Here is a 24,395-nt window from a genome sequence, read left to right on the forward strand (position 1 = left end):
CTAATCTCTTTTTTTATTTGTTATAATTTAGGTGGTGAAAACATTGAAAAAAATACTAAATTTTTTATCTTCAATAACTTTGATAAGTTATTCAATTTTAACTGTAACTTCATGTGGGAATCCAAAAACAGGAAGTAGTTTTTATAATACAGATTATAATAAAGCTTTTGGAATTGTATTTTCTACAAAAAGTGAAAATCAAAGTATAAATTTTTCAATGTTACCTGATTTAAAAGAAGTTCCAAAACCAAATTCTGAAGTTTTAAGAAATTTAGCTCTTAATTATGCAAATAAAAAAGTTCAAAAACTTGAATTTAAAAATAATGAAATAAGATTAGATTGTAAAAGTTTTATATGCAATCAGAATAATTCATTTAATGGTAAAGAACTTACAAGAAATGATTACAATACAACTGATAAAGATAAAATTATTATTCAATATGCAATTGATGATTTAGCTCAATGATTTTTAATTCCTCCAGATTTTAATGAAAGTATATTTTATAATTTTAGTAATTTAAATTTGAATGTAAATTATGAAAATAATATTTATTTTTTTAGTAAAAATAATGATGAAAAAAGTGAGGAATTAATTCTTTGATCAAAGCAAGATTCTATTTATATATCTAGTGATAATAAAAAAATGGATAGTTCTTTTTATTTTTTTGATGAAAATATAAAATTAACAATTGATACTATTGATTTAATTTTGAATTCAAAAAATTCAAAAATTGAAGATATTGTAACTATACCTAAAAAGGAAAATGAAAATCAAGGCAAACAATTAATAATTAATTTTGAAGATATTAATAAGAAAAATGAATTTTTAACAAAGCAAAGTGTAGAAAAATTATTTAACTATTATCAAAATAATTTAAACTTCACAGAGCAAGTAGAAATTAAAAAAAATAAAAATGATTCAAAAAAAATATATAAATCAGATAATTTAAAATCATTCAAAATAGGCAATGATGAAATTAAAGAAATAGTTATTAATATAAATTTTAAAGTAGAAGAGAAAGGAAATTAAGTAATGAAAAAAATTTTTTCAATTTTTTCTTCAATAATTATTATTACACTTGCATCTGCATTAAGTGTTTCTTGTGAACCAATTGTAACAATTGCATCAAAAAGTTATAAAGGCGGAACAAATGAAATAAATATTTTTTTTAATAATAAAGATGTTATAAAACCTTATAATTTAAAATATCTAGAATTTATAAATAATTCATGAGAGCATTTTGGTTTTGATTCTAGTTTATCTTCAAATAAAATTGAAAATAATATAATAATAGTTAGAACTGAAGAGGAAAAAAAATTTATTAGTGTATTGTCAGAAATTTATAAACCATTAATAATTTCAACTGATAAGTATGATTTTACAGGAATGACAATTATAGTTGAAAATATATTTTTAAACTTAGTTGATGTAGAAAGAATTGATGAAAATAACTATAGTACAATTATTGAATCAGAACTTGCTTTAACAATAAAAAAAGGTTGAAAAGAGCAGGGAAAAATCTTGGCTTCTTTAAGTAATTCAACACCTTTAGATAAAGAAGAAACATTTTTATTTATAAATAAAATTATTAATGGAATAGAATTTAATTTAAAAGTTAGTGATGCTATGAAAGAAAATGAAGAAACTAATGAAAAATATTTTGAGATTCAAGGTTCATTATCTGAAGCAGAACAAACTCAATTTATTTCTAATTTAATTTATAGAGCAAGTACAGAATTATTTTTGAATTTAACAGATAAAATAATTTTTGATAATCAAAAAAATGAATTAAAAATTGATGGTGTTAATTATAAATTTGTTAAAAAAAGCAATGACTAAACATTGCTTTTTTTAAATAAATTGCTATTTTGATAAATTTGATTTATAAGTTCAATTTTTCCTCTTAACTCTTCACTAATCATTATTCCTTTATTAAAAACTATTATTTTAGAGTTTTCGTTAATTTTTTCAACATTAATTTCACTAATTTCATTTTCATTAATTTCTTGACTAATTATATTTTCAAAATAGTGTTCTATAATCTTGCTAGCTTCTCTTTTTTTATCAAAATCAGGATCATTTTCAACTATTTTCATTTCCTCTTTGTAAAAATCACTTTGCTTTTGATTTTCTATATTTCAAATTTTAAATTTTTTTAATGTTTTTTTCAGATTTACTTCTAAAATATATTTTAAATCTTCATATTCAATTTCATCTAATAAGGTATCTTCACCAAGTTTGCTCATTAAATTATCAACTATATTTAGAGATTTACTTAAATTTTTTATTATATTATTTATTTGCATTTTAATAACTAATTCAGTTATTTTTTCTTGAATATTGTTTGGATTTTTTTGAATAATTTCAAATAATTCCAATTGAGCAGCTCCTCCAATATTTTTCATATCGTCACTATTTTTAATATTTAAACTATATTTTTCAATGAAATTTTTTATTTCGTTATATTCTTTAATTTCTTCAATATCAGATTTAATATTATTTAATATATACGAAGTAACATTTATATCTGGAGAAAAACTGCCAAAACCTGGATCATTGTCATCTAAAAAACTAGATTTAAAATTATCTATTTTTTGTATTATAAATTTTTTAAATCAATCTACAGAAATCTTATCTATATATTCTTTTAAATTTTTCACTGTTATCACCTTTATATATATTATATTATATTGCTTACTTTTTGAACTTAAAAATATGATATTATTTATTTAAAAGTAGGTACATTATTATGAAAAAAAATTCAATAAAAATTATCGATGAGGGATGTTTTTTATTAAATGAAAATCAAAATTTCAGATTTGATAGAGAAGCATCTAAAAAAATTCTTGAAAACATTCAATTTCCAATAATAGTTTTAGATACAGAGTTTTTTAATCATTCTCATGATATTGGAATTAATAATAATAAATTGTATAATGAAACTAATAAAGATTTAGTTTATGTTATTCAATATTCATTTGCAAAATCTTTAAAAGAAATTTCTAATAGAGATAATAAAAAAGCTATAAAATCAATAACAATAAAAAGAAATTTTAATGATAAAACATATGATTTTTTTGATCAATATTCAAAAATGATAGTTTCGTTTTTAAATATGTGTAGAAACAAAGAAATTAGAACAATTGTTTGTGCAGGGGCCAGCAATGATATTAAAATTATTAATCAATGAATTAATGAAAATAAAAAATTATTTGCAAGAAAAACTTTGAAAATGGCTTTTTATAATAAAGAGTCAAAAGAATTAAATGCAAATTATTTTGATATTTATGATATTTTAGAAAAAACCTTTTCTTTTTCAAATACTACTAAAACAGGAGAAGAATTTTGAAAAAGAGAAAATTTACCTAAAGGAAAGCAAAATGAAGAAATGATTGCTTTAACAGGAACTAAAAAGTTTTTTGATTGATTTGAGGAAATAAATCAAAATTTATTAAAAGATGAAAAAGAAGATATTTATTCAATGTGTTGTAATGCTTACTCATTTTTATCAAAATCAAAAGATGCCAAAATTGATTTTGAAGAGTATAAACAAATGAATAAAAATATAAAAAAAGTTATAGAACATTGTTACAATGATGTTCTAAAGGTTTTGGAATTTTTATCATTTGTTTATGAATTTACTCATGTATCTTATTCAAAAAATGTATATATAAAAAAATATTAGTTTTCCAAAAAAAGTAAATTCCAATAATATTGGTATAATTATAGTTGATTAGAGGTGTAAAAATGGCGAAAAAAAAGAGAACTAATTTCTTATTATTAAACTATTTTAAACCATCAATTTATTTAGAAAGTTATGAAAAAGTTAATTTAGATTCACTTAAAAATAGTGGAATTAAGCTTATAATGTGTGATATGGACAATACGTTAATAGGATGAAATGAAAGAATACCATCAATTGATGTTATAAACTTTGTAAAAAATGTTTATTCTCATAATATGGAATTTGTATTATTTTCAAATAATATCAGAAGAAGAGTTGAAAATTTTGCAAAAAAAGCAGGTATAAAAAATTATTTTTGAGATTGTAAAAAGCCTTTTTCAGGAAAAATGAAAATTGTAAAAAAATTATTTAAATATAAAGAAGAAGAAATAATTTTAATAGGTGATCAATTAGTAACTGATGTTCTTGTTGCAAATAGAGCTCATATTAAAAGTATTTTAGTTTCACCTTTAAGTAGAAATAAAGAAGAAAGCAAAATTATTCAATTTTTAGAAAAACATATATTAAAAAAATTATCACAAAAAAATATTTTACACGAAGGTTTTTATAACGAAGGAGAAATAGGGGGCAATTATGAAATTCTCTAATAAAGTTAAATTAGATGAAAATGTTCAAGATAAATCATTAAAAGTAGAAACTAATTCAAATACCAAAATTAAACAAAAAAGTAAAGTTAGATTAATTGAATCAACTCCAGGTATTGGAAATACAACAAATTTTAATTCTAATGAACCAAAAAAATGTATTGGTTGTGGAAAACAGTTTCAAAATACTAATGATAAACAACCAGGATTTAGTTTAAATATTGAAAAACAAGATTTATGCTTGAGATGTTTTAAAATTAAATATTATAACAAACTTGTAGAACAAGAAATTAATGATCAAGATTTTATTAATATAATTGATGAAATAAATTCAACAACTAAAAAAATAAGATATTACTATGTTGTAGATATTTTTGATTTACCTGGAAGTAGATTAACTTGATTAGAAAAATTAATTTCTAAAAAAGAAGTTGTTATACTTGTAAATAAAATTGATTTATTTCCTAAATCTGTTAAAAAGTTGAAAATATTTAATTATATTAATAAATTTTTTGAAGATTCACCAATTCGAAATTCAAAAATAATTTTGACAAGTTCAATTAAACAAGATTATGTTTATTCTCTTGTAAATGAATTAAAATCAGTAGAATATGATCAATATATTGTTGGTATTTCAAATGCTGGAAAATCAAGTTTAATTAATGCTTGTTTAAAATTAAATAAACAAATTCCTTCAATAATTACTTCAAAGTATGTAAATACTACTTTGGATAAAATTAAAATTAATTTTACAGAGAATAATTTTGTTTATGATACACCAGGACTTGTAAAACACAATCATATTGCTATTGCAACAGCTCCAAATTATTGATATTTCTTTTTCTTTCAAAAAGAAATTAAACAAGTCACTTATCAGTTAAATGCTGGTCAATCAATATTTTATGGAGGACTTGCATGATTTACTTTTGAACAGGGACAAGTTTTTAGCGAAAAAAATGGAAAAGAAATTAAGACCAATTTTCACTTATATGTAAATAAGCAAATGCCTTTACACAGAACAAAAGCGATAAATGCTCAGATTTATTTTAAAAAGAATCGTCATTTGCTTGTTCCAAGATTATTGAACAGTGATATAACTTTTGAAACTAAAGTATTTGATTATGACAGTGAAAGAAAAGTTAATTTACACATTTCTGGTTTAGGATGAATTACTTTTAAAACTTATAAAGGTTTAAAAGTATCAGTAACAGTTCCAAAAACAGAATATGGAATTAAAGTATCAGAATTAGATGCTTTAATATAAATTAAAAATATAAAAAATTTAATTATTACTAAGTATTTTACATTTTTTAGTAAAATACTTTTTGCATAAAAAGAATAAAATATTATAAAATTTGCTATTATTAAATACTTAAAAATTTTATATTTATATTAATCAATCTTGGGGAGGACTATTAATGAAATTAGTTTTAGCCGTTGAAATAGGCATTACATCATCAAAAGTGGGTTTGGTTAATCAATATGGAGATTTACAAGCTAAATTTTTAGTTGACCATAATTTAGATAATTTACTGCCAAATTTATATAATAAAATAATAGAAGGTTTAGAAACTATTGGTATAAGTTATGAAAATGAAGTAGAAAAAGTAGGTATAGCAATGGGTGGTTATGTTGATCACATTCTTGGTATAATAAAATATTCTGCAAATTTACAAATAAAAAACTATAATGTAAAAGAAGAAGCTGAAAAATTGTTTAAGAAACAAATTTTTGTAGTTAATGATGCAAACGCAAGTGCATTGGGCGAATTTTGAATTGGTGTTGCAAAACAATTTGATTCTATTATTTTTTACTATATTGACAAAGGAATTGGTGGAACTATTATAACTGAAGGAAAATTAGCACCAGGATCTAGAGGATTTGCAGGAGAATTTGGACATGGTGGAGGTATTTTTCAAACAAAATATCATTGTCCTTGTGGGTTAAAAGGATGTATTGAACCATTGTCATCAACTTCAGGAATTGAAAATCATTTTAAAACATATTTTAAAAATAAAAGAAATCATCCAGCAGCTAAATTCTTTAAAAATAAAGAAGAAATTACATTTAATGAAATAGTTGAAGTTTTTAAAAAAGAAGATTATCCTGTTGAAATAAAAGATTTATTAGAAGAGGCACTTGAACCAATTATTATGCATATGGCTTCAATGATAAATGCCTTAGATCCTGAAGCAATTGTTTTAAGTGGAGCATTGACTTTATTGGGAGATAAATTAATTGAAATTATCAAAACAAAAATTAAAAAATATATAATTGATATGTTTTTAGAAGAATTAACTATTGAATTTGCTGAACTTGGAAATGATTCAACAATAATAGGTAGTGCATACTATGCTTTAAATGATTGAAAAATATTCTAATTTTCAATCATTTTTTATGAAAGGATTTTAATTTATGGAACATTTATTAAAAAGAATCAATGAATTAGCTGCTATTGCAAAAAAAAGAAATTTAACTCAAGAAGAATTAAAAGAAAGAGATAAGTTAAGACAAGAGTATATTAAATTATTTAGATCAGGATTTGAACAACAACTTGAAAATTTAATTGTTGTTGATGAAGATGGCAATGAAATAAAAAGAAATATTAAGAAATAAAAGTAAGTTATTTAAATAAAATATTTTAGTTGTATAAAAAGCATTTTATGTTTTTTTTTTTTTTTTATAGCAAATCGTAATAATCATATAATTCCTATAAGGGAAATGAAAATGAAAAAGTTATTAAGTGTATTGGCAATAGTTGGTATTGTGTCTTCATCAACTGTTAGTACTGTTGCATGTGGGAGAAAAACATTTGGAACAGATTTATCAAAGTTGAGTGATTATAACTGAACTAAAGAAGAACCATATTTTAAAAATTATGATGGAATATCAACAATAGATGCTCCAGAAGAATTTAAAAACTTAGGAAAAATAGATGTTTTAAATAAAGCGGAGTTTTTTGATTTGTCAAAAAATAATACAGGATTTAAAACAGAAAATGAAATAGCAAAACAAGCAACAACAGGAGTACCTTTAAATAGTAAATTTTTACCTAATGGAGGAAGACTTTCTGATGTGCAATTAATTCAAAAAAAAGATTATTATCAAAGAATTAATAAATTAGTTGATTGAAAATTTGATCAAGATTTAGATGCAAAATATAATAAATCAAGAATTGAATTACAAGATAGTGAAAAGCTAAAAAATAATTGAGTAGATACACAAGACAAAAATGTTAAAGAAATGAATATGTCTACTATAGTTGAATCAACTTCAAATGAAAATACAATTATTGGACAAAATAGAACTTATGAGAGATCATTTAATAATTATCAATACAATGATGTATTAGTGAGTTGAGCAGGAGCAATTGATGAGGGAATAATTGTACCTCCAGCAAAAAATCAAGTTGAAAAAGCTCATATTAATGGAACTAAAATTTTAGGAAATATTTTTTTAGACGGATATCATGGTTTAACAAAAGAGAATGTAAGTGGTTTCTTAGAAAAAGATAATTCTGGAAATTATTTAGTAGTAGATGTTTTAATTAATATGGCAATTAATTTAGGATTTGATGGGTGATTCTGAAACAATGAACCTAATGGCTCAAATCCAAATGGATTTGTTATGGATTATACAATATCTATAGAAATTATGAAACAGTTGAAAGAAAAAATTAAAAAAAGTCGAGATTCAAAAATTCAAAATTTATTTGTTATAGGATATAAAAACTATGGAAGTCTATCAGTAGATAAAAATGGTATTGCTTCAGATAAAGAAGTAGAACAAATTTATAACAACACTAATCAATTTTTAAATGATTTTTATGTTTTTCCAAATGAAGTTAAATCATTTGTTGATGCAAAAAATTTAAATGAAACTGAAAAATTTGAAATTTATAACATGTTTAATTCAGGAGGATGAGTTGGGGGAAAAATTTGAATTGACAGCAATAAAATTGGAACAAGAGATTTTAGAGATTTAACTCATCTTTTATTAGATGAAAATGATCAACCTTTTGATTCAACTAATCCAAAGAGTATGGAAAAACTAGTAAATAATTATAAAAATGGAAAAATAAAATATAAAAATAAAGGTAGTGAACATGGAGGAGCTCAAAACTCTATGGCTTTATTTGCAGGACATGTCCCTTATGATATAGCAACTCAAGAAATGGATAGTATATCTAAAGAAAAAAGTATGGATTTAGATACTTATGGTATTGTTGCTGCAAATAATTATGATGATATTTTATATACTGGAAAGAAAAAATCTCTTTCAAACAATGATATAGGTCTTTCTTATTTTCCAAGTTCAAAATTTGATGAAGAGATAAAAAATAATCCAGAAAAATATAGCTCAGGTGTAGGAAATATAGTTTCAGAAAAAACTACTTTAATTGATAAAAATAAAAACTTTATAACTAATTTTTCTACAGGACAAGGAAATAGATTTGCAAGTTATAGTAATTCATCTAAGTATGAAGTAGTTAAAAATTATCCATGAAGCAATACAAATATTGCAGATGTTCAACAAACATATAAATGAATGATAAATCAAGGAGAAGAACAAATTTCAGCTTTTGATAAAATTAGTGGTTATTATGATTACTATGATCCTTATTTAAAAGGTAATTCAATTGCTTTAGGATCAGGATATGATAATAAAGGACAAATTCAAGAAGCAACTTGAAAAAAAGATGAAAACTATGATTGAACAATAATGGGATCTAACTATTTAACAAATGATAATAAAGAAATTGAAATTATTTTTAAAGCTCCACAAGAAGTTGCAAAGACAGTTCAATTATCTTTAAAAGATCAAAATAATACAAAAATTACAACAACAAGTACACCAACTAAATTAGAGAATGGCTGATTTTCAATTAAACAAGATGTTGCTAATTCAGTTTCTAAAATAGGTATTAATTTTAAAGCTACTCAAGAAAAATTTAAAATTAATGTTGGTCAAATTTCAGTAGTTAAAAAAGAATCTCAAAATAGTGTAAAAAAAGAAACTAAAACTGATCAAACAAAAATTCAAAGCGAGTTAGAAATTGCAAGATGAAATTTAAAAAACTTAAGATTAAATTTTGAAAATTTAATTGATGAAAATATATATAGCTATTATGAAATTTATAAAAAAAATACAAATAATAAATTAACTATGATAGGTATGTCTAATTCAGATAATTATTTTATTAAAAATATTAATCAAAATACAAATGAGTTTTATTTAAAAGCTACAAATAACTTAACTAAAAAAATAGAATGAATTAAATTTGAAATTTAGGGTGAAAAAAAGTGATACAAATTAATAATGTTTCAAAAAGTTTTGGTAAAAAAGAAGTTTTAAAAAATATTTCCTTAGAAATTAAAGATGGAGAAGTTTTTGGTTTATTAGGATCAAATGGTAGTGGTAAAACTACTTTAATGGAAATTTTAGTTGGACAGTTAAAACCTAGCTCAGGAGAAATTTTAGTTGATAATAATAGAAATGGATATAAAAATATAGGTATTCAATTTCAAGAAGGATTTTGACCAAAAGGTGTAACTTCCTCTTTAATAATTAATTATTTCAAAAAAAATTCTAAAGCTGTAAAAAGTAAAGAAGTTCAAGAGTTAATTAATATTTTTGAAATTGAAGATTTTTTAAAAAAAGATTTAAATAGTTTAAGTGGTGGACAAAAACAGAGATTAAATACTCTCTTATCTGTTATAAATGATCCTAAATATATTTGTCTTGATGAAATGATAACTGGATTAGATTTAAAAATGCAATTTAAATTAATAGATTATTTTGAAAAGATGAAAGAAAAAGGCAAAACGATAGTTATTATTTCTCACATTCCTGAAGAAATTGAAAAGTTATGTGATAGATTTGTAATTTTAAAAGATTGAGAATTATTTTATAGTGCAGAGGTAAAAAAAGCTGTTAAAGAATTTGGTTCAATAAGAAATTTAATGATAAGTTATTATAATGATGAATTGAAAAAATGTTAAATAAAAAAAATCCAAAACAAAATAAAAGTGAATCAAGATTTAAAAGTGAATCATTAATGGTTTGAAATAATTTAAAAGTAATTTCTATATCTGTTTTAAAAAACTTAAGAACTTACTTATATATTTTTGTTCTTCCAATGACATTTATAACAGCTGAAATTTTTTATCGAACTCAAGGAGGGCATAGTGAAGTTAAAATTGCTCAAATTGCTGGTTTCTTTCAAATTTCTTCATTCTTTATAATATTTTTAGTAAATATTACAATTTCTGAATGAAAGAATTCAGTTTTCTTAAAAAGAATTCACTCTTCAGGAGTTTCAAAAACTAACTTCTTAATTTCTATTACGCTATTTAACTTTTTAATAGGAATAGTTTCTTTTCTTGTAAACTTTGCTTATATATTAATTCTATTAACATTTGTTATTAAAAGTACTTCAACTCAAAAACCTTTAGTAACAGAATTAGAACTTATGGATTCAATGGGATGAACAGGTGTAGTGCTTTCACTTATTTTCACTTTATTAATTTCAATATTTTTAGGAACAATAATTAGTGGTATTTTTAAAAGTGTTTCACTTTCTCAAACAATAACAACATTCTTTATATTATTCTCAATTGTTTTTTCAGATAACTTTTTATCTCCTGAAGTAATGGGAACTGTAAAAGGGTTAGCTGTTGTATCTTATTTTGTACCATATAAACATTCAATATGAATTAGTTATTTAATGATTGCTAATGGAGCAAAAGATCTTATTTATCCATCAGTAACAACAAGATTATATTTAAGCTTTAATCTTATTACATGATTGCCAATTATTACATCGATACTGTATACAACTTTATTAGCTTCAGGAGCATACTTTACTTTTAAATGAAATGTGAAATAATTTATGTTAAAAACTGAATACACTAAATTTAATAGTTTTATTTGTAATTACTTCAATAAAAAATAAAAATAGGAATAATTTTTAAAAGCTATTCCTATTTTTATTATCTACATTTGGATTTTCTTGTATTCCTCAGTTATATATATATTGTATATGTTTTTTTGTATAGTCAGTTAAGTATTCATCATTCAAAAATAACTTAAGAGAGTAATCATATAATTCTTTATTTTTAGCTGTTAAATTTAATTTATATTTAGCAGGAGTTATTAATTCTTTTTTATATTTTGGATTAAATTGATAAAATTTATACTGATATGTGTTTAATCATCAAAAAACAAAAATTCTGGCTTTTTGATATTCTATTTAATTAGTAAAAAAAATGTTTTTGTGTTCGTTTTTTTCTTCTTCGCTTAAATTATTTCAATTTAAGATATTTTGTTTGTATTTATCTCATTTTTCATAATAAATATTTAGATATTCTTGATTTTTATCGTATGCAATGCATGCTAGTTTTTCGATTTCTTCAATTGATTTTGGCTGCTCATTAAGTTTTGGAATATAGTAATCTGAATCATTTTTTGGCTCTGTTTTGCAACTAATTAAGGTTCTTGATGGAAGGGCTGTAAGTGAAAGTCCTGAAATAATGTGTAAAATTTTTTTCATATTTATTTTCTCCTTAAATAATTAACAAATTTATTTTTTATTATTTATATTTGGATTATCTTGTATTCCTCAGTTATATATTTTTTGTATGTGTTCTCTTGTATGAGAAGTTAAGTCTTCATCATTTAAAAATAATTTAAGAGAATAATTATATCTGTCTTTATTTATAGCTGCTAAATTTAATTTATATTTAGCAGGAGTTATTAATTCTTTTTTATATTCTGGATTAAATTCATAAACTTTATATGCATATGTGCTAGTTTGGGCGAGGGAAAAAGTAAGGGGGTATTAAATACCCCAAGTAAATATAAAAAACTGCTATAAAAAGCAGTTTTTTATTTTGATTAAGAAAGTAAAGGTGATCTAAACTATCTGCAAATTCGCAGTTAATAAAATTTTTGCACATATATGTGCTCTAAACCTATATAAATAAAAATAAAAATGTCATGACAAAGATAAAATTTAAAAAAGTTGCTAAAGCTATTAAATGTTTAACAAAACAAATGCAATTATTTTTTATAGTACCTAAATGACAAAAATAAAAAAAATATGGTGATTATAATCTTAGATTGTATTCTAGAATTATTTATAAAAACCATTTAAAAATAAGTTTAATTACTTTAAACTTAGAAATTAATTTTAAATTATTAATAATCTTTGATTATAATCACTTGATTATAAAAAATTAAAAACTGAATAAACAAAAATAAGTTTTCCCCAGGGAAAATAGAAAGGACATCTATGGGGAGTAATAATAAAAAAGTGTGGCTGTTAAACCATTGATTTAAGGGTTGAAATAGCAATAAAACAGCTTTTGCAATTCAAAGTCCTTGAACTGCAAATGGACTAATTTGAATTTACAAAAATTACTATTTATCTAGTAAATATAAGAATCGTTTTGGAATTGAAGTCAATATTATTAATTACAAAACCAAAGAAACTCATTACTGTCAAGAAATAATTTACTCTTTAGGATAAAAGCAAATAAATCTGATTTCAGGAGAAATTTTAGCTAATTTCTTTGAATAGTTAAATAATAAAAACTCTCAAGAATACAGAGAATTTGTAACAAAATTTATAGGAGAAAAAATTTATGATTAAAACTAAATTCAATGTTGATCAAGATTTAGATTATATAAAATTTAATTCTTTATTTGAAAAAGTTAAACAAAAAGAAAATTTTAAAAATAATGGAATTTATATCTACGGTAAACCAGGAGTTGGCAAAACTACTTTTATTAATAAATTTGTTGAAAATTCAAAATCTAATTCTGAAATAGTTAATATCTCAAAGTGAATTAAATCACATCAACAAGCTTGAGAAAATGGTTATGAAGGAATCTATGCACCAAGTCCTAGTCGCTTATCTGAGAAACAAATTTTAATTCTTGATGATTTAGGAAGTGAATTTATTCATAAATCAACACTTCCTTATATTTACAATTTATTAAATGAAAGGTTTGAAAAGAGCAAATAAGATAATACTTTAATTACAATAATTACTTCAAATTGTGATATAGATAAGTTAGAAAAAAACTATAGCACTAAATCTGATAATATATCTAGTTCAAGAATAATTTCTAGATTAAAAGGAATAATTAATTTAAATATAGAATTTGAAGGCATTGATAAAAGATACTCTAATGAAATTGAAAATAAAAATTTTGAATATATTGATTTTTAATTTTCCCCAGGGAAAAAATGGATAAAATAATATTTTTAATTGGAGTAGGAGGCACTGGTGGTCTTCTTGCTAGAAAACTAGCAAAATTTTTATCAAATAATGATAATTTAGTATTAATTGATGGAGATAAGGTCGAGTATAAAAATGTTGTAAGACAACCTTTTCAAACTCATGATGTTTACAATTATAAAGCTGAAAGTTTAGCTAAAAAAATAAATAGTATAAGTAGATTTAAAAATTGTTATTCTATTAATAAATTTTTAAATAAAGAGAATTCTTTATTTAAAATAATTAAATCTTTTAATAATACTTTTAATAAAGTAATAATAATAAGTTGTGTTGATAATCATAAAACTAGAATACTTATTGAAAAATCAACAGATATGTTTAAAGATTGATTATCAGAAAAAGATTTTAGTTGAATAGGATATTCTCGAACTTCGGATGTAATTTATATTGATTCAGCAAATGAAGATATTTATGGTGATATTTTAATTAATGAATTTAGAAGTAATATTTATAATTTAAAAATTGAAAAAGAAACAGAACTAAAAATATCAGAAGAAAGTTGTGAAGAGTTAATAAATGACGGAGTTGTTCAACAATTTGCAACAAATGATCAAGCAAGCAATTTAATTCTAAAATTGAAAAAATTAAAGGAAGTATTAAAAATGGAAAAACATCAAATTAGTACATTTATTAATAATTTAAAAATTATTAAAGATTGTAATGTAGAAAGAATCTATTTTTTGAAAAAACATATTATAAATAAAATTTATTTGTTAGCTTGACAAAGAGATAAATTAATTGAAAATATTGTAGTTTATAACGAAGTACTTAGATTTAATCGTGATAGATTTCATTTATATGAAACAATTTTACTTAATATAAATCAAAATTTATCAGAGCCTAATTTTATTTTTCAAAAAAATATAAATAAATTATTTGTTACAACAAAGTATTTAACTAAAATTGCTAAATATCAAAAATAGTATTTATTACAAAACTTTAAAAGTTCAGAAAATATAAAAATTTTAGATTTAAAAAATGAATTATATTTTGAAATAATACCAGTAAATAATAAAAATCAAAATCAAGATATTTTATTTTTAAAATAATTAGAAGAAAAACGTAAATTGATAAAGGAGCTTATAGATGAAGCTAAATTTAAAAGAAATAAAAGAGATTAAACTTTTAGATAAAAATCCTCTAAATAATAAAAAAATTATTGATAAAAGTAAATACAATGAATTTATTAAAATAAATAAAAATAGTTTTAATGAGTTAGAACTTATTCACTCAATTAGAAAAATTTCAAAATCATGATATATATATGAAAAATTAAGAGCTCAAATTTCTGGATGAGGTGAATTAGATTTAAATTGAGTTATTAAAATTAAAGAAATACTTGATCAAAATCCTAAATTATTAAAATTAAATACAAATAGTTTCTATAATTTTATTCAACTAAAAAAAGAAGTTGAAAAAGAAATAAAAATTTCATCTATACCTGAAAAAGAAATAACTTGTACAGAAATTGTTTTTGAAAGGAATGATGATTATGAAATCCTTTTCTAAACTTAAATTAGAATTTGATAAAAATGATAAAGGTTATTGTAAAGTTGAATTAGAAAATAAAAGTGGAGTTAATCAATCTGGATGAATTAAATTTAATGAATTTTTAAATTGATTATTTATTAATACAAAAAATAATATTGATAAAATTGGAAATATTAATTTTTCTGAAAAACTTATTACTATGAAATCTAATGATTATTCTGATTTCTACTATTTTTATCATCAACCTTCTATCAGAGATATTTTTTCTTATAGCAAAGGTAAATATATTCATAAAACTATATTTTTGCCTCAATTAATTGCAGAAGTTAGATTAGATAAATTAAATATTTCCAACAATTGAAATATTCGATTATTTGCTTTTACTGGAGAATTAAATGAAAAAACTAAATTTTTTTCAATGCGTTTACCTCACTTTTATGAATCTGGAGCTTTATGTTTAGGAAATCTTAACTCACTTAAAAAAATAAAAGAATTAAGTGAACTTGATAATCTTATAAATTATATTTTTTCAACAAAATTTAGTCATGAATGAAATGAAATAAATGAAGAATTTACAAAACCAATGCATTTCTTAAAAGGATTAGAAGGTTTAAAACAATACAAAAAAATTAATGAAAAAATACTTTTTAATAAAAAATAGATGATTTTCCCCAGGGAAAATAGAAAGGAAAAAAATATGTCAATATTTAATGAAAATCAAGAAACAAAAGTAACATGACCAGCTTTTAAATTTAAAACTGGTAAAAAAATTAAATAAAAAATTGAGGCAGATAATTCTAATGAAAGTGAAGTGGAAGAAGTAGTTAAAAAAACAAAAACTTCTAAAGAAAAAATTGAAGAAATAGAAGTAGATGAAATTATAGATATTCCAAAAGGTTCTATTTTAAGAATAGATGGTGAAGAATTTCAAATACATATATCTATTAAAGAAAATGATGTTGTTGATCAAAACTACATTCACAAAAAAGTTGTTAATCCAAATGGAGTTATTAATAAGTGAGAGTATAAAAATGCTGAGCTTAAATATGATCAAGAAGATAACATATTTTACTATGTAATAGAATCTCCTAAGAAAGGATAAAATATATGGCAGTAAATAAGATTGAAGAAATTGAAGTTGAAAGAATTCTTCCTAATCCATTTCAACCAAGAAAAAGTTTTAATAAGGAAAAAATTGAGGAGTTAGCAAATTCAATAAAAAAAGTAGGTTTGCTTCAACCTATAATTGTAAATTTAAATGATAAAAATGAGATAAAACTTATTGCAGGACAAAGAAGATTAGAAGCTTGTAAGTTGTTATATAAAAAAACTATTGAATGCATTGTTTTGGTAGGAAATGCAACAGAAAAAGATTTTAGACAAGCATCAATTATTGAAAATATTCAAAGAGAAGAAATGATCTCATATGAAACTTCATTAAGTATTAAAGAACTTTATGATTCAGGAATGACTCAAGAAGCTATTAGTGAACAACTTGGAAAGTCAGTTAGTTGAGTAAGTAAAATATTAGCCATTAATAATTTAGATGAACAAGCAAAAGTAAAAGTTGAAAATGGTTCTATAGAAATTAGTAAAGCTTCTATTATTGCAAGTCAAAAAAATTTATCTAATGAAGAAAAAACTGATTTAATTAACGAAGTTATTAGTAATAAAGTTTCAAAAAAATATTTAGAAGACAAAATTAAAAATAAAGCTGGAGAAGATTTTTATATACAAGAACAAGAAATTTGTTTAGCTTTAGATAATAAATATAAAGTTAGTATAAAAAATAATAAATTAATTATAGGTTTTAAAAATTTAGATCAATTAAATTCAATTATAAGTTTATTTAAAGGGTAGGTGATTTATAGTGGCTTATAAATTATTAGAAAAAGAACATTACTTATGACTTTTAAATATTTCAAAATATCATGATTATAATGAAATTCATCAAGCTTTAAAAATAATTAGAGAAAAAAAGAAAATAATTGATGATAAAGAAAAATGAGTTAATCAAACTACTTTAAGTAGAAACAGATATTGAATACTTTCTACATTAATGGATAAATACAATTACAATGATGTTTTAAATGCTTTAAATCAAATATTTTCAAAATAATAAAGAAACAAAAAAAGAGGATTATAAAATGTGTCAAAAATGTAAATTTAAAACTAAAGAAATGATTTCATATTATTTAAATAATGAACTAATAAAGGTTTGTCATAATTGCTATAAAAATATAAGAAAAGGAGTCTAAAATGATTAAAAAAGCATTACCAAAATTTAATATAACAACTTTTGAAGTAGCTTATTTGTTTGAATTTAAAAAATGAATACATGTTTTTTGTAATAAAAAAATTATAGATATTAATGAATTTTGCTCAAAATGTAATAAAGCTTTTAAAGAATTTAGTTTAAATAGTATTTTATTTTTTAATAAAATTTTTAATGAAGATGAAGATGATGAAAAAAATAATTCATTAAATTTAAAATCATACATTAATGGCTCTGCTATAGAGCAACATTATTTTTTATCATTTAAATCCAATGCAATTTTTAATTTAGTAGAAGATGATAAGTTTTTAAGAATTTTTTATAATGAGTTTGAAATTGAAATTTAAGCTTACAGAAATAATTTTATTGAATATTATTGACTTTGTAATTATCATAATAATTTTATTATTAATAAATTAAATTTATCATTTTATAAATATAATTTTACTAAAACACTTTGTTATAATTATAATAAAAAAAATGATTGATTAATAAAGAAAATTATATTAAAAAATATAACTTAATTTATTTTTTAGAATTATTAACAAATAATATTTTTGAGTTAAATAAAAATATATTTTTATTTAATAAGGAAATAAGTAGAAATTATTTAAAATTTTAGAAGTTCTTTTTTAAAATTAATTGAATATAAATTAGGAAAAAATGAAATTATTAATAATGAAATGTTAAATTTTTATTTATATAAAAAAATTATTAAAACAAAAAAAGATTTTGAAATTAACTTTGAAAACTATAAAAATTTATTTTATTTACTTAAATATTTTAAAATATCTGATATTCTAAAAGTTTGAGATACTAATATTATAAATAACTTTGGTTTAAATAAATTATGGCAACTTTTATTTTTTGGTAAAAATTTTTATAAAAAATTAAAAAAAGCTGAATTTAAAAAACTTGATCAATTAACAAATAAGTATTATATTAATAATAATTTATTTAGTTATAAGCTATATTTAACTATTATTATATTTATTTTTCATTCAGGAGATATTAATAAAATTAATAAAGAAATTAATAATTTAAAAAATTTAAATATAAATTTTTTAAAAAATAAGTTTTTATTTCGAAATAAGATAGATAAAGAAAATAAAAAAGTAGCATTCTGATTTTTAAAATATTTAATTAATTTAAGTAAAGAAAATAAAGTTTTATTTTATAAATTTATTTTTAGATGATTAAAAGACAAATTAAATACTTCACATGATTTATTTAATTTAATATCTGGATTAAAAAAAGTAAAAAATTTAAAAACCCATAATTTTACTGAATGTAATTTTTGTAAAAATAAAAATGTTAAAATATCTGATTTTCCAGTACATTTAAATAATTTTAATTTGGAAAAAATTAATTTAAATGAATTGAGTATTAAGACAAACTTATTTAATTTTGAATTAATAACAACATACTTTAAATTTGAATTAGTTTCATTAGAACTTAAAAATTGTTTAAAAACTAACTATACAAGTAATTTTTCGGAATACCAAAAAAATATATTTTTTTCTATATTAGATAAAAACTTTAATTTAATAGGAGCTGTTTATATTAAAAAAATAAAAAATGAATGATTTTTTGTAGAAGCTAATTCTAAACAAAATAAAGGATTTAGTAATAATTTCTTTAAAGAAATAAAAGTTAATTTTTTAACAAAAATTAATAAAACATTAAATAACTTATCTATAGAAAGGAAATAAAATTGTGTCAATAATAACAAAATATTTTTTTAAATGTAAAAAGAAAATTAAAGAATCAGAAGGATATAATTCTTATAAAACTATTGATGTATTTGGTAATTCTATTTATGAAATTGCTCATAATAATTGTATTTAGTAGAAAAGAGAAAGAGAAAAAAATGAAACCTAAAAAAATTAATCAATATTTTTTAAATGCTATTAGAGATGGTTATAAACCTTTTGAAATTACAAAAAATCCATATTTAGAAGGTGAAGTTGATTTAATAGTTGTAAATCCTTGTAATAAAAAATATGTAATGTGTATTATGAAGCAAGATGTTTATTGTGATGAATGTATCAAAGATAGATTAAAAGTTAAATTAAAAATAACTAATATGACTGCTTTTGAAATAGGTTTAGTATTACAAGAAAGAAATTTTAATGTTGGAAATTTAAAGTAAATTAAATTGCTTACTAGTATAACTAAATTTTTAAGAAAACAATTTAAACAAGGTGATGAACTTTATTTATATGATATAACTAATATTTTTAAAAATGATGAGTGAATAGAATATGAAAAATTAAAATAAATGAAAAAATTTGATTTTATTAAAGAAATGGAGTTTTAAAAAAATGGAGTAATATTTTCAGATCCTAATAGAGAAAGTTTTAATAAGGAAAAAATATAGAAAGAAGTTGATTAAATGACTAAACTAGTTATATTAGAATCACCTGGTAAAATTAAAAAAGTAAGTCAGTTTTTAAAAGAAATTGACAAAACTAATAATTATATTGTAAAAGCTTAAATTGGACATGTTAGAGAACTTTCAAATAAAAATGACTTTAATATGGGAATTGATTTAAAACAAATGAATCCTATTTATAAAGTTTCAAATGACAAAAAGCAAGTTATAAGTGAATTAATTGAACAAGCTAAAAAAGTAAAAGAAATAATTATTGCAACAGATCCTGATAGAGAAGGTGAAGCAATTGCTTTTCATTTATTTGAAATATTAAAAAAATATAATAATAATTTTAAAAGAATGAGATTAAATGCTATTACAAAAGAATGTATTTAAAAAGAATTAAATAACTTGAATGAAATAAACCAAAATTATGTAAACTCTGCTATTACAAGGCAAATGCTTTATAGAATGGTTGGGTTTAGAATTTCACCAATTTTACAAAAAACTATTGGAGCTGCAAGTGCAGGAAGAGTACAAAGTGCAGTGTTAAAAATATTGTGTAATAGACAAAAAGAAATTGAAGCTTTTGATAAAAAACAATATTTTTATATACAAGATGAAGTTGTTAAAGATATAATTTTTAAAAATTATATTTATAATGAAAATAATAAATTAGTAATTAATAAAATTTATGATAAACAAAAAGCTCTAGAATTAAAAAATAGTTTAGCTGATAGTTTTATTGTAAAAGATATAAAAGAAACTAAATTTTAAGAAAGTAATTTTAAACCATTTTCAACAGCAGATTTATTAAAAGCAGCTAAATCAAAATTAAAGTTAAAGACTAAAGAAACTACCCAATTAGCTCAAAGTCTATATGAGAAAGGATTAATTACATATATTAGAACTGATTCCAATAATTTAGATCATGAAACTGAACAAAATTTAGTTAAATTTGTTATTAATTATTTTGGTCAAGATAAATTAGGCAAACTGATTAAAACTCAAACTAAAGAAACAGATCAAGAAGGACATCCTGCAATTACACCAACTCATTTTGAATGACTTGTTGAAAATATTAACAATTACTTTAGTGAACAATTAAGTGATAAAGAAAAAAACTTATACTGATTAATTTGACAAAATACAATTAATTCAATTTATCTAAAACCTACAGGTATTAAGAAAAAAGTTTTCTTATAAAATAATGGAAGTATTTTTTATACAAATTTAAAGAAATTTATTAATAAAGGTTATTATGAAATTGATAAAAGTTTAGAATTGCCTAAAAATATTGATTTTAATTGCTTTAAAGATAGTAAATTAAATGTAAATAATTTAGAAATTATTGAAGATTGTGATAAAGCTCCTAGTAAACTAAATGAAATTAGTTTAATTGAGCAATTACAGAAGTTAGAAATTGGTCGACCTAGTACTTATAAAACAGCAATAGAGGTAAATGTTTTAAGAGGTTATGTTGAATTAGAAAAATCAAAAGCTGAATCAATGATAGTTAATGAATTAGGTTTAAAAGTTAATGACTTTTTAGAAAAAAACTTTAAAAGTATTATAAATTTAGATTTTACTAAAAATATGGAAAAAGATTTAGATTTAATAGCTAATAACAAAATAGTTGATCATAAACAATACTTAAAAGATTTTTATTTAAAATTAGATAATTTATCTACTAATTACAATTTTGATGGATTAAAGTGCTCAAAATGCCAAATAGGCTATATTCTAGAAAGAGTTAGCAAAAAAGGAACAAAATTTAAAGGTTGTTCAAACTATCCAAGTTGTAAAAATGCAGAATTTTAAACACCTTTAAAGGTTTTTTTGATATTATTAATTTAAATAGTATTTAAAGGAAAAAAATGGAAGCGGCATTAAAAATTTTAGAAAAATATAATTTTGAACAAATTTTAAAAAAGTTAGATTTGATTTTTGGAAAGTCACTTTTTAAAACAATAAAATATGTTATTGAAAATAACATAGAACTTATGTATCCAAATATATTTGAGATTTTAATAAAAGAAAATTATAAAACCGATTATGATAATCTTAAATTTAATGAAGATAATTTCAGTTTTATTGATTTTTATTGTATTTGTAAATATTTATCTAGAAAGGGAATAAATAGTTTTAAAAAATATGAAAGATTTTTTTTAAAACTTAATGAGTTAAGAAGTTTAGTTAAATGAATTAAAAATAAAAATGAATTAAATTATATTAAAGACATTTTTTATCTTGATAGTCCTGATTTTATTATTCAATATAGAAATAAAATATTAGGATTAGAAATAAGTAGTATTTATTATCAAAATACAGAAGAAGAATTAAAAGAATATAAAACTAATTTGCTATTGCCAATAGAAAAAATTAATGATTTTGCACAAAAAAATGAAATAAAATTATTAAAAAATGTAAATAAAAGTAATATTTTTACTTATATTAGTAATATTTATACAAAACCAAATTTAGAATCTTTTAAAAAACACATAAAACAAGAAAAAATTGATTCTTACTATAATAAAATAAAAAATAAATATGGACAAAAAAATGAAATAAAATTAGAATTATTTTTTGATATTAATGAATATGATAGTGAAATTCACTTATCTCAACTAGAAATAAAAAAAATTAATTATGAAATTAAATCAATTTTAGGAATTTTACAAAAGAAAAAAAATTTTAAAATTTGTATTCATTATGAATATTCAGATATGTTATTATATTTATAAGGTAAATAGAGCACTAGCAGCGCTAGGACTCTATTTTTTTGTTTAAATTAATATTTTGTTACTAGCAGCTGCTAGTTTTTTATTTATCACTATTAAATTTTCCTTGGGGAAAATAGAAAGGAAGAAAATATGAAAAAAGCTCCTGGAGTTATTTTTAAAACTTTAAATTTTAATCAACCAATTGATCCAGTAACAAAGGAAGTAAGAAATAAGAGTAAAAAATCTAGAGATAATTATTATAATTCTGGTGACTATTTAAACTATATTTCTAGACCAGATGCTGTTTTTAATCTAGATATAGATGATGAATAAGTAAAACTATTAAATACTTTAAGAACTGGATCAAGAGAGGAAAAAATTAAATATAATAAAATGCTTGAAGAAATAAATAAAAACTTTAAAAGTACTGGAATTTATTCAAAAAATGGACTAATGAGTATAGAAGAAGTTAAAGAATTAAGAAAAGATATGAAAAATTTAGATGATAATCAAATTTTTTGAGACACTATTGTTTCTTTTTCTGATGATTTTATCAAAGAAAATAATCTTTATACTCCTGAAAAAGTTCAAAAAGCATTAAATATTGAACTTAAAAGCTTTTTTAGTGATAATGGTATGGATTATGAAAAAGTAAATTGATTTTTTTCAATGCATACAAATACAGATAATAATCATATTCACTTGGGTTTTTTTGAAAAAGAACCTACTAGTTATGAATATGTTTTAGATAGTAATAAAAATAAAGTTTTAAATAAATATGGAAAGCCAAAAAGAAGAAAAGTTTGAAAAAAAAATGGTAAGCTTTATTCAAAAACTGAATTTAGAGCTGGATTAGATATAAATATTAGAAATCAACAAAAAGATAATTCTAGATTTTTAGAAAGTCAACGTAATTTAAGGGAAAAATTTGAAATATCATGAGATCAATTTTCTAGTAATGTAAATACATCATGAAAAGATGCAAAACAAATTTATGTAGATATTAATAAAAGTAAAGTAAATCTAATTGATAAAATTGAATTATTTTCTAATCAATTGCAACAAAAATTAAAGTTAAATTTTGGAAGTTTTAAAGATATTCCCTTAAAAAAAATTACTTATGGATATAAATTTATAAGTGATTTAGATCGAAAAAAGCTAGATGAAATTACTTTAGATTTTATTAAAAGTGATGTTAACTTAAAAAAAGAATACGATATTTTTGTTGAATAAAATAATAAAAAAGCAGAAGAGTTTTGTCAAATTTATTCTAGTTATGAATTAGAAAATGTTGATTTAAAACTAGAAGAAAAAAGTTTTATTTTAACTACCCAAGACTTATTAAAAGATGAAAAAGATTGAAATTTAGAAGATCCAATTGAAAAAATTAAATACAAAAAACTTAAATATAGAAATGAACATATAAAGTCATTAAATGCTCAAGGTTATTTCCAGGGAATTTTACCTGCTTTTGGAAATAAAGTATTAAAAAAAATTATTTGAAATTGAAAAAAAGAAAAATATAAATCTAAAAGAAGTTATGTAGGAGCCAATTTATTTAATCCTAATGGAATAAGCAGCAATAAAAAATACTTTTCTTCTCTTTTGTATATGCCAAAAAACTTATTTCAAATGATTCAAAAAGAAAAAAGAAAAGCAAGACAATCTGCTATGAGCATTATAAAAGATGAAGCAAAAGAAAAAAATAGATTAATTAAAGAAAGAAGGAATTATAATGGAATTGATTATTAAAATAATGTCATGTATATATGCACTATTTTTTGTATTTTCTATTTATTATTTTTATAAGTATATTCGCTTAATAATTAAATTAAAAAAAATTAATAAGGAGCAAGTAATTGATAATGAATTTAAAATAAAACAAAAAAAAATAAAA

29 protein-coding genes and 1 pseudogene are annotated in these 24,395 nt (G+C 20.9%); 28 read left to right on the plus strand and 2 right to left on the minus strand.

Translation table 4 applies throughout. The features are described 5' to 3' along the window. The first annotated feature begins 43 nt into the window (after positions 1 to 43). Positions 44 to 1,030, plus strand: coding sequence for a hypothetical protein (locus AACK92_RS02995; protein ID WP_339020142.1), 987 nt, complete (start codon positions 44 to 46; stop codon positions 1,028 to 1,030). Positions 1,031 to 1,033: 3 nt separating this feature from the next. Further along, positions 1,034 to 1,840, plus strand: a complete 807-nt coding sequence (locus AACK92_RS03000) for a hypothetical protein (protein ID WP_339020143.1) — start codon at positions 1,034 to 1,036, stop codon at positions 1,838 to 1,840. Here the strand turns inward: AACK92_RS03000 and AACK92_RS03005 are convergent. Next, a complete protein-coding gene (locus tag AACK92_RS03005; RefSeq protein WP_339020144.1) occupies positions 1,837 to 2,661 on the minus strand; it encodes a hypothetical protein in 825 nt (274 codons plus the stop codon). The genes AACK92_RS03000 and AACK92_RS03005 overlap by 4 nt on opposite strands. Positions 2,662 to 2,750: 89 nt before the next feature. Here AACK92_RS03005 and AACK92_RS03010 point away from each other — a divergent pair, with 89 nt between their 5' ends. The 8 genes from AACK92_RS03010 (at position 2,751) to AACK92_RS03045 (ending at position 11,219) form a co-directional block, all read left to right on the plus strand. Then, entirely contained in the window at positions 2,751 to 3,686 is a 936-nt protein-coding gene (locus AACK92_RS03010; RefSeq protein ID WP_339020145.1) for a hypothetical protein, read from the plus strand. 62 nt (positions 3,687 to 3,748) lie between these two features. Beyond that, on the plus strand, positions 3,749 to 4,333 hold the full coding sequence (locus AACK92_RS03015; RefSeq protein WP_339020146.1) for a YqeG family HAD IIIA-type phosphatase: 585 nt from the start codon (positions 3,749 to 3,751) through the stop codon (positions 4,331 to 4,333). After that, positions 4,320 to 5,594 (plus strand): ribosome biogenesis GTPase YqeH, encoded by a 1,275-nt coding sequence (gene yqeH / locus AACK92_RS03020; RefSeq protein ID WP_339020147.1) that lies wholly within the window; start codon positions 4,320 to 4,322, stop codon positions 5,592 to 5,594. The genes AACK92_RS03015 and yqeH overlap by 14 nt, the downstream gene beginning before the upstream one ends. Positions 5,595 to 5,748: 154 nt before the next feature. After that, positions 5,749 to 6,711 (plus strand): ROK family protein, encoded by a 963-nt coding sequence (locus AACK92_RS03025; protein ID WP_339020148.1) that lies wholly within the window; start codon positions 5,749 to 5,751, stop codon positions 6,709 to 6,711. A gap of 34 nt (positions 6,712 to 6,745) precedes the next feature. Then, complete coding sequence (locus AACK92_RS03030) at positions 6,746 to 6,946, plus strand: DUF896 domain-containing protein (protein ID WP_339020149.1); 201 nt, start codon at positions 6,746 to 6,748, stop codon at positions 6,944 to 6,946. Positions 6,947 to 7,057: 111 nt separating this feature from the next. Continuing rightward, positions 7,058 to 9,622, plus strand: coding sequence for an endo-beta-N-acetylglucosaminidase (locus AACK92_RS03035; protein WP_339020150.1), 2,565 nt, complete (start codon positions 7,058 to 7,060; stop codon positions 9,620 to 9,622). 11 nt (positions 9,623 to 9,633) lie between these two features. After that, positions 9,634 to 10,332, plus strand: a complete 699-nt coding sequence (locus AACK92_RS03040; RefSeq protein WP_339020151.1) for an ABC transporter ATP-binding protein — start codon at positions 9,634 to 9,636, stop codon at positions 10,330 to 10,332. Beyond that, complete coding sequence (locus AACK92_RS03045; protein ID WP_339020152.1) at positions 10,326 to 11,219, plus strand: hypothetical protein; 894 nt, start codon at positions 10,326 to 10,328, stop codon at positions 11,217 to 11,219. Before AACK92_RS03040 ends, AACK92_RS03045 begins: the two co-directional genes overlap by 7 nt. Before the next feature lie 363 nt (positions 11,220 to 11,582). On the opposite strand, the gene AACK92_RS03050 is transcribed toward AACK92_RS03045, so the two are convergent. Next, positions 11,583 to 11,882 (minus strand): hypothetical protein, encoded by a 300-nt coding sequence (locus AACK92_RS03050; protein ID WP_339020153.1) that lies wholly within the window; start codon positions 11,880 to 11,882, stop codon positions 11,583 to 11,585. Between the two features lie 741 nt (positions 11,883 to 12,623). Between AACK92_RS03050 and AACK92_RS03055 the strand changes: the two genes are divergently transcribed. From AACK92_RS03055 to mobL, 18 genes and pseudogenes are all read left to right on the plus strand, one after another. Further along, a complete protein-coding gene (locus tag AACK92_RS03055; protein ID WP_339020154.1) occupies positions 12,624 to 12,860 on the plus strand; it encodes a hypothetical protein in 237 nt (78 codons plus the stop codon). Positions 12,861 to 12,975: 115 nt separating this feature from the next. Beyond that, positions 12,976 to 13,359, plus strand: coding sequence for an ATP-binding protein (locus AACK92_RS03060; RefSeq protein ID WP_339020155.1), 384 nt, complete (start codon positions 12,976 to 12,978; stop codon positions 13,357 to 13,359). A 224-nt stretch (positions 13,360 to 13,583) separates the two neighbouring features. Then, positions 13,584 to 14,558: a ThiF family adenylyltransferase gene (locus AACK92_RS03065; RefSeq protein ID WP_339020156.1), complete on the plus strand. Its 975-nt coding sequence runs from the start codon at positions 13,584 to 13,586 to the stop codon at positions 14,556 to 14,558. A gap of 163 nt (positions 14,559 to 14,721) precedes the next feature. Next, a complete protein-coding gene (locus tag AACK92_RS03070) occupies positions 14,722 to 15,144 on the plus strand; it encodes a hypothetical protein (protein ID WP_339020157.1) in 423 nt (140 codons plus the stop codon). Beyond that, positions 15,128 to 15,787: a hypothetical protein gene (locus tag AACK92_RS03075; protein ID WP_339020158.1), complete on the plus strand. Its 660-nt coding sequence runs from the start codon at positions 15,128 to 15,130 to the stop codon at positions 15,785 to 15,787. Before AACK92_RS03070 ends, AACK92_RS03075 begins: the two co-directional genes overlap by 17 nt. Positions 15,788 to 15,937: 150 nt before the next feature. Continuing rightward, entirely contained in the window at positions 15,938 to 16,228 is a 291-nt protein-coding gene (locus tag AACK92_RS03080) for a hypothetical protein (RefSeq protein WP_339020159.1), read from the plus strand. A gap of 5 nt (positions 16,229 to 16,233) precedes the next feature. Beyond that, positions 16,234 to 16,986 carry a ParB/RepB/Spo0J family partition protein gene (locus tag AACK92_RS03085; RefSeq protein WP_339020160.1) on the plus strand — a complete coding sequence of 251 codons (753 nt, stop codon included), beginning with the start codon at positions 16,234 to 16,236 and terminating at the stop codon, positions 16,984 to 16,986. Positions 16,987 to 16,996: 10 nt separating this feature from the next. Then, positions 16,997 to 17,245, plus strand: a complete 249-nt coding sequence (locus AACK92_RS03090; RefSeq protein WP_339020161.1) for a hypothetical protein — start codon at positions 16,997 to 16,999, stop codon at positions 17,243 to 17,245. A gap of 140 nt (positions 17,246 to 17,385) precedes the next feature. After that, positions 17,386 to 17,748: a hypothetical protein gene (locus AACK92_RS03095; RefSeq protein ID WP_339020162.1), complete on the plus strand. Its 363-nt coding sequence runs from the start codon at positions 17,386 to 17,388 to the stop codon at positions 17,746 to 17,748. Between the two features lie 336 nt (positions 17,749 to 18,084). Beyond that, positions 18,085 to 19,113: a hypothetical protein gene (locus AACK92_RS03100; protein ID WP_339020163.1), complete on the plus strand. Its 1,029-nt coding sequence runs from the start codon at positions 18,085 to 18,087 to the stop codon at positions 19,111 to 19,113. A gap of 4 nt (positions 19,114 to 19,117) precedes the next feature. Then, entirely contained in the window at positions 19,118 to 19,249 is a 132-nt protein-coding gene (locus AACK92_RS03105) for a hypothetical protein (protein ID WP_339020164.1), read from the plus strand. A gap of 22 nt (positions 19,250 to 19,271) precedes the next feature. Continuing rightward, positions 19,272 to 19,553, plus strand: coding sequence for a hypothetical protein (locus AACK92_RS03110; RefSeq protein ID WP_339020165.1), 282 nt, complete (start codon positions 19,272 to 19,274; stop codon positions 19,551 to 19,553). Positions 19,554 to 19,898: 345 nt separating this feature from the next. Further along, positions 19,899 to 20,171, plus strand: a complete 273-nt coding sequence (locus tag AACK92_RS03115; RefSeq protein ID WP_339021755.1) for a toprim domain-containing protein — start codon at positions 19,899 to 19,901, stop codon at positions 20,169 to 20,171. Positions 20,172 to 20,186: 15 nt separating this feature from the next. After that, a pseudogene (locus AACK92_RS03120) lies at positions 20,187 to 21,398 on the plus strand (DNA topoisomerase); the annotation flags it as partial. Beyond that, positions 21,372 to 21,596, plus strand: coding sequence for a topoisomerase DNA-binding C4 zinc finger domain-containing protein (locus tag AACK92_RS03125; protein WP_339021756.1), 225 nt, complete (start codon positions 21,372 to 21,374; stop codon positions 21,594 to 21,596). The pseudogene AACK92_RS03120 and the gene AACK92_RS03125, both read left to right, overlap by 27 nt. 56 nt (positions 21,597 to 21,652) lie before the next feature. Continuing rightward, a complete protein-coding gene (locus tag AACK92_RS03130; RefSeq protein ID WP_339020166.1) occupies positions 21,653 to 22,519 on the plus strand; it encodes a hypothetical protein in 867 nt (288 codons plus the stop codon). A 129-nt stretch (positions 22,520 to 22,648) separates the two neighbouring features. Next, positions 22,649 to 22,831: a hypothetical protein gene (locus AACK92_RS03135; RefSeq protein WP_339020167.1), complete on the plus strand. Its 183-nt coding sequence runs from the start codon at positions 22,649 to 22,651 to the stop codon at positions 22,829 to 22,831. A 45-nt stretch (positions 22,832 to 22,876) separates the two neighbouring features. Beyond that, positions 22,877 to 23,731, plus strand: coding sequence for a relaxase MobL (gene mobL, locus AACK92_RS03140; protein WP_422397886.1), 855 nt, complete (start codon positions 22,877 to 22,879; stop codon positions 23,729 to 23,731). Positions 23,732 to 24,395 lie beyond the last annotated feature (664 nt).

It is taken from the genome of Spiroplasma endosymbiont of Atherix ibis, assembly GCF_964020005.1.
In the GTDB taxonomy this organism is placed as follows: Bacteria; Bacillota_I; Bacilli_A; order Mycoplasmatales; family Mycoplasmataceae; genus Spiroplasma_A.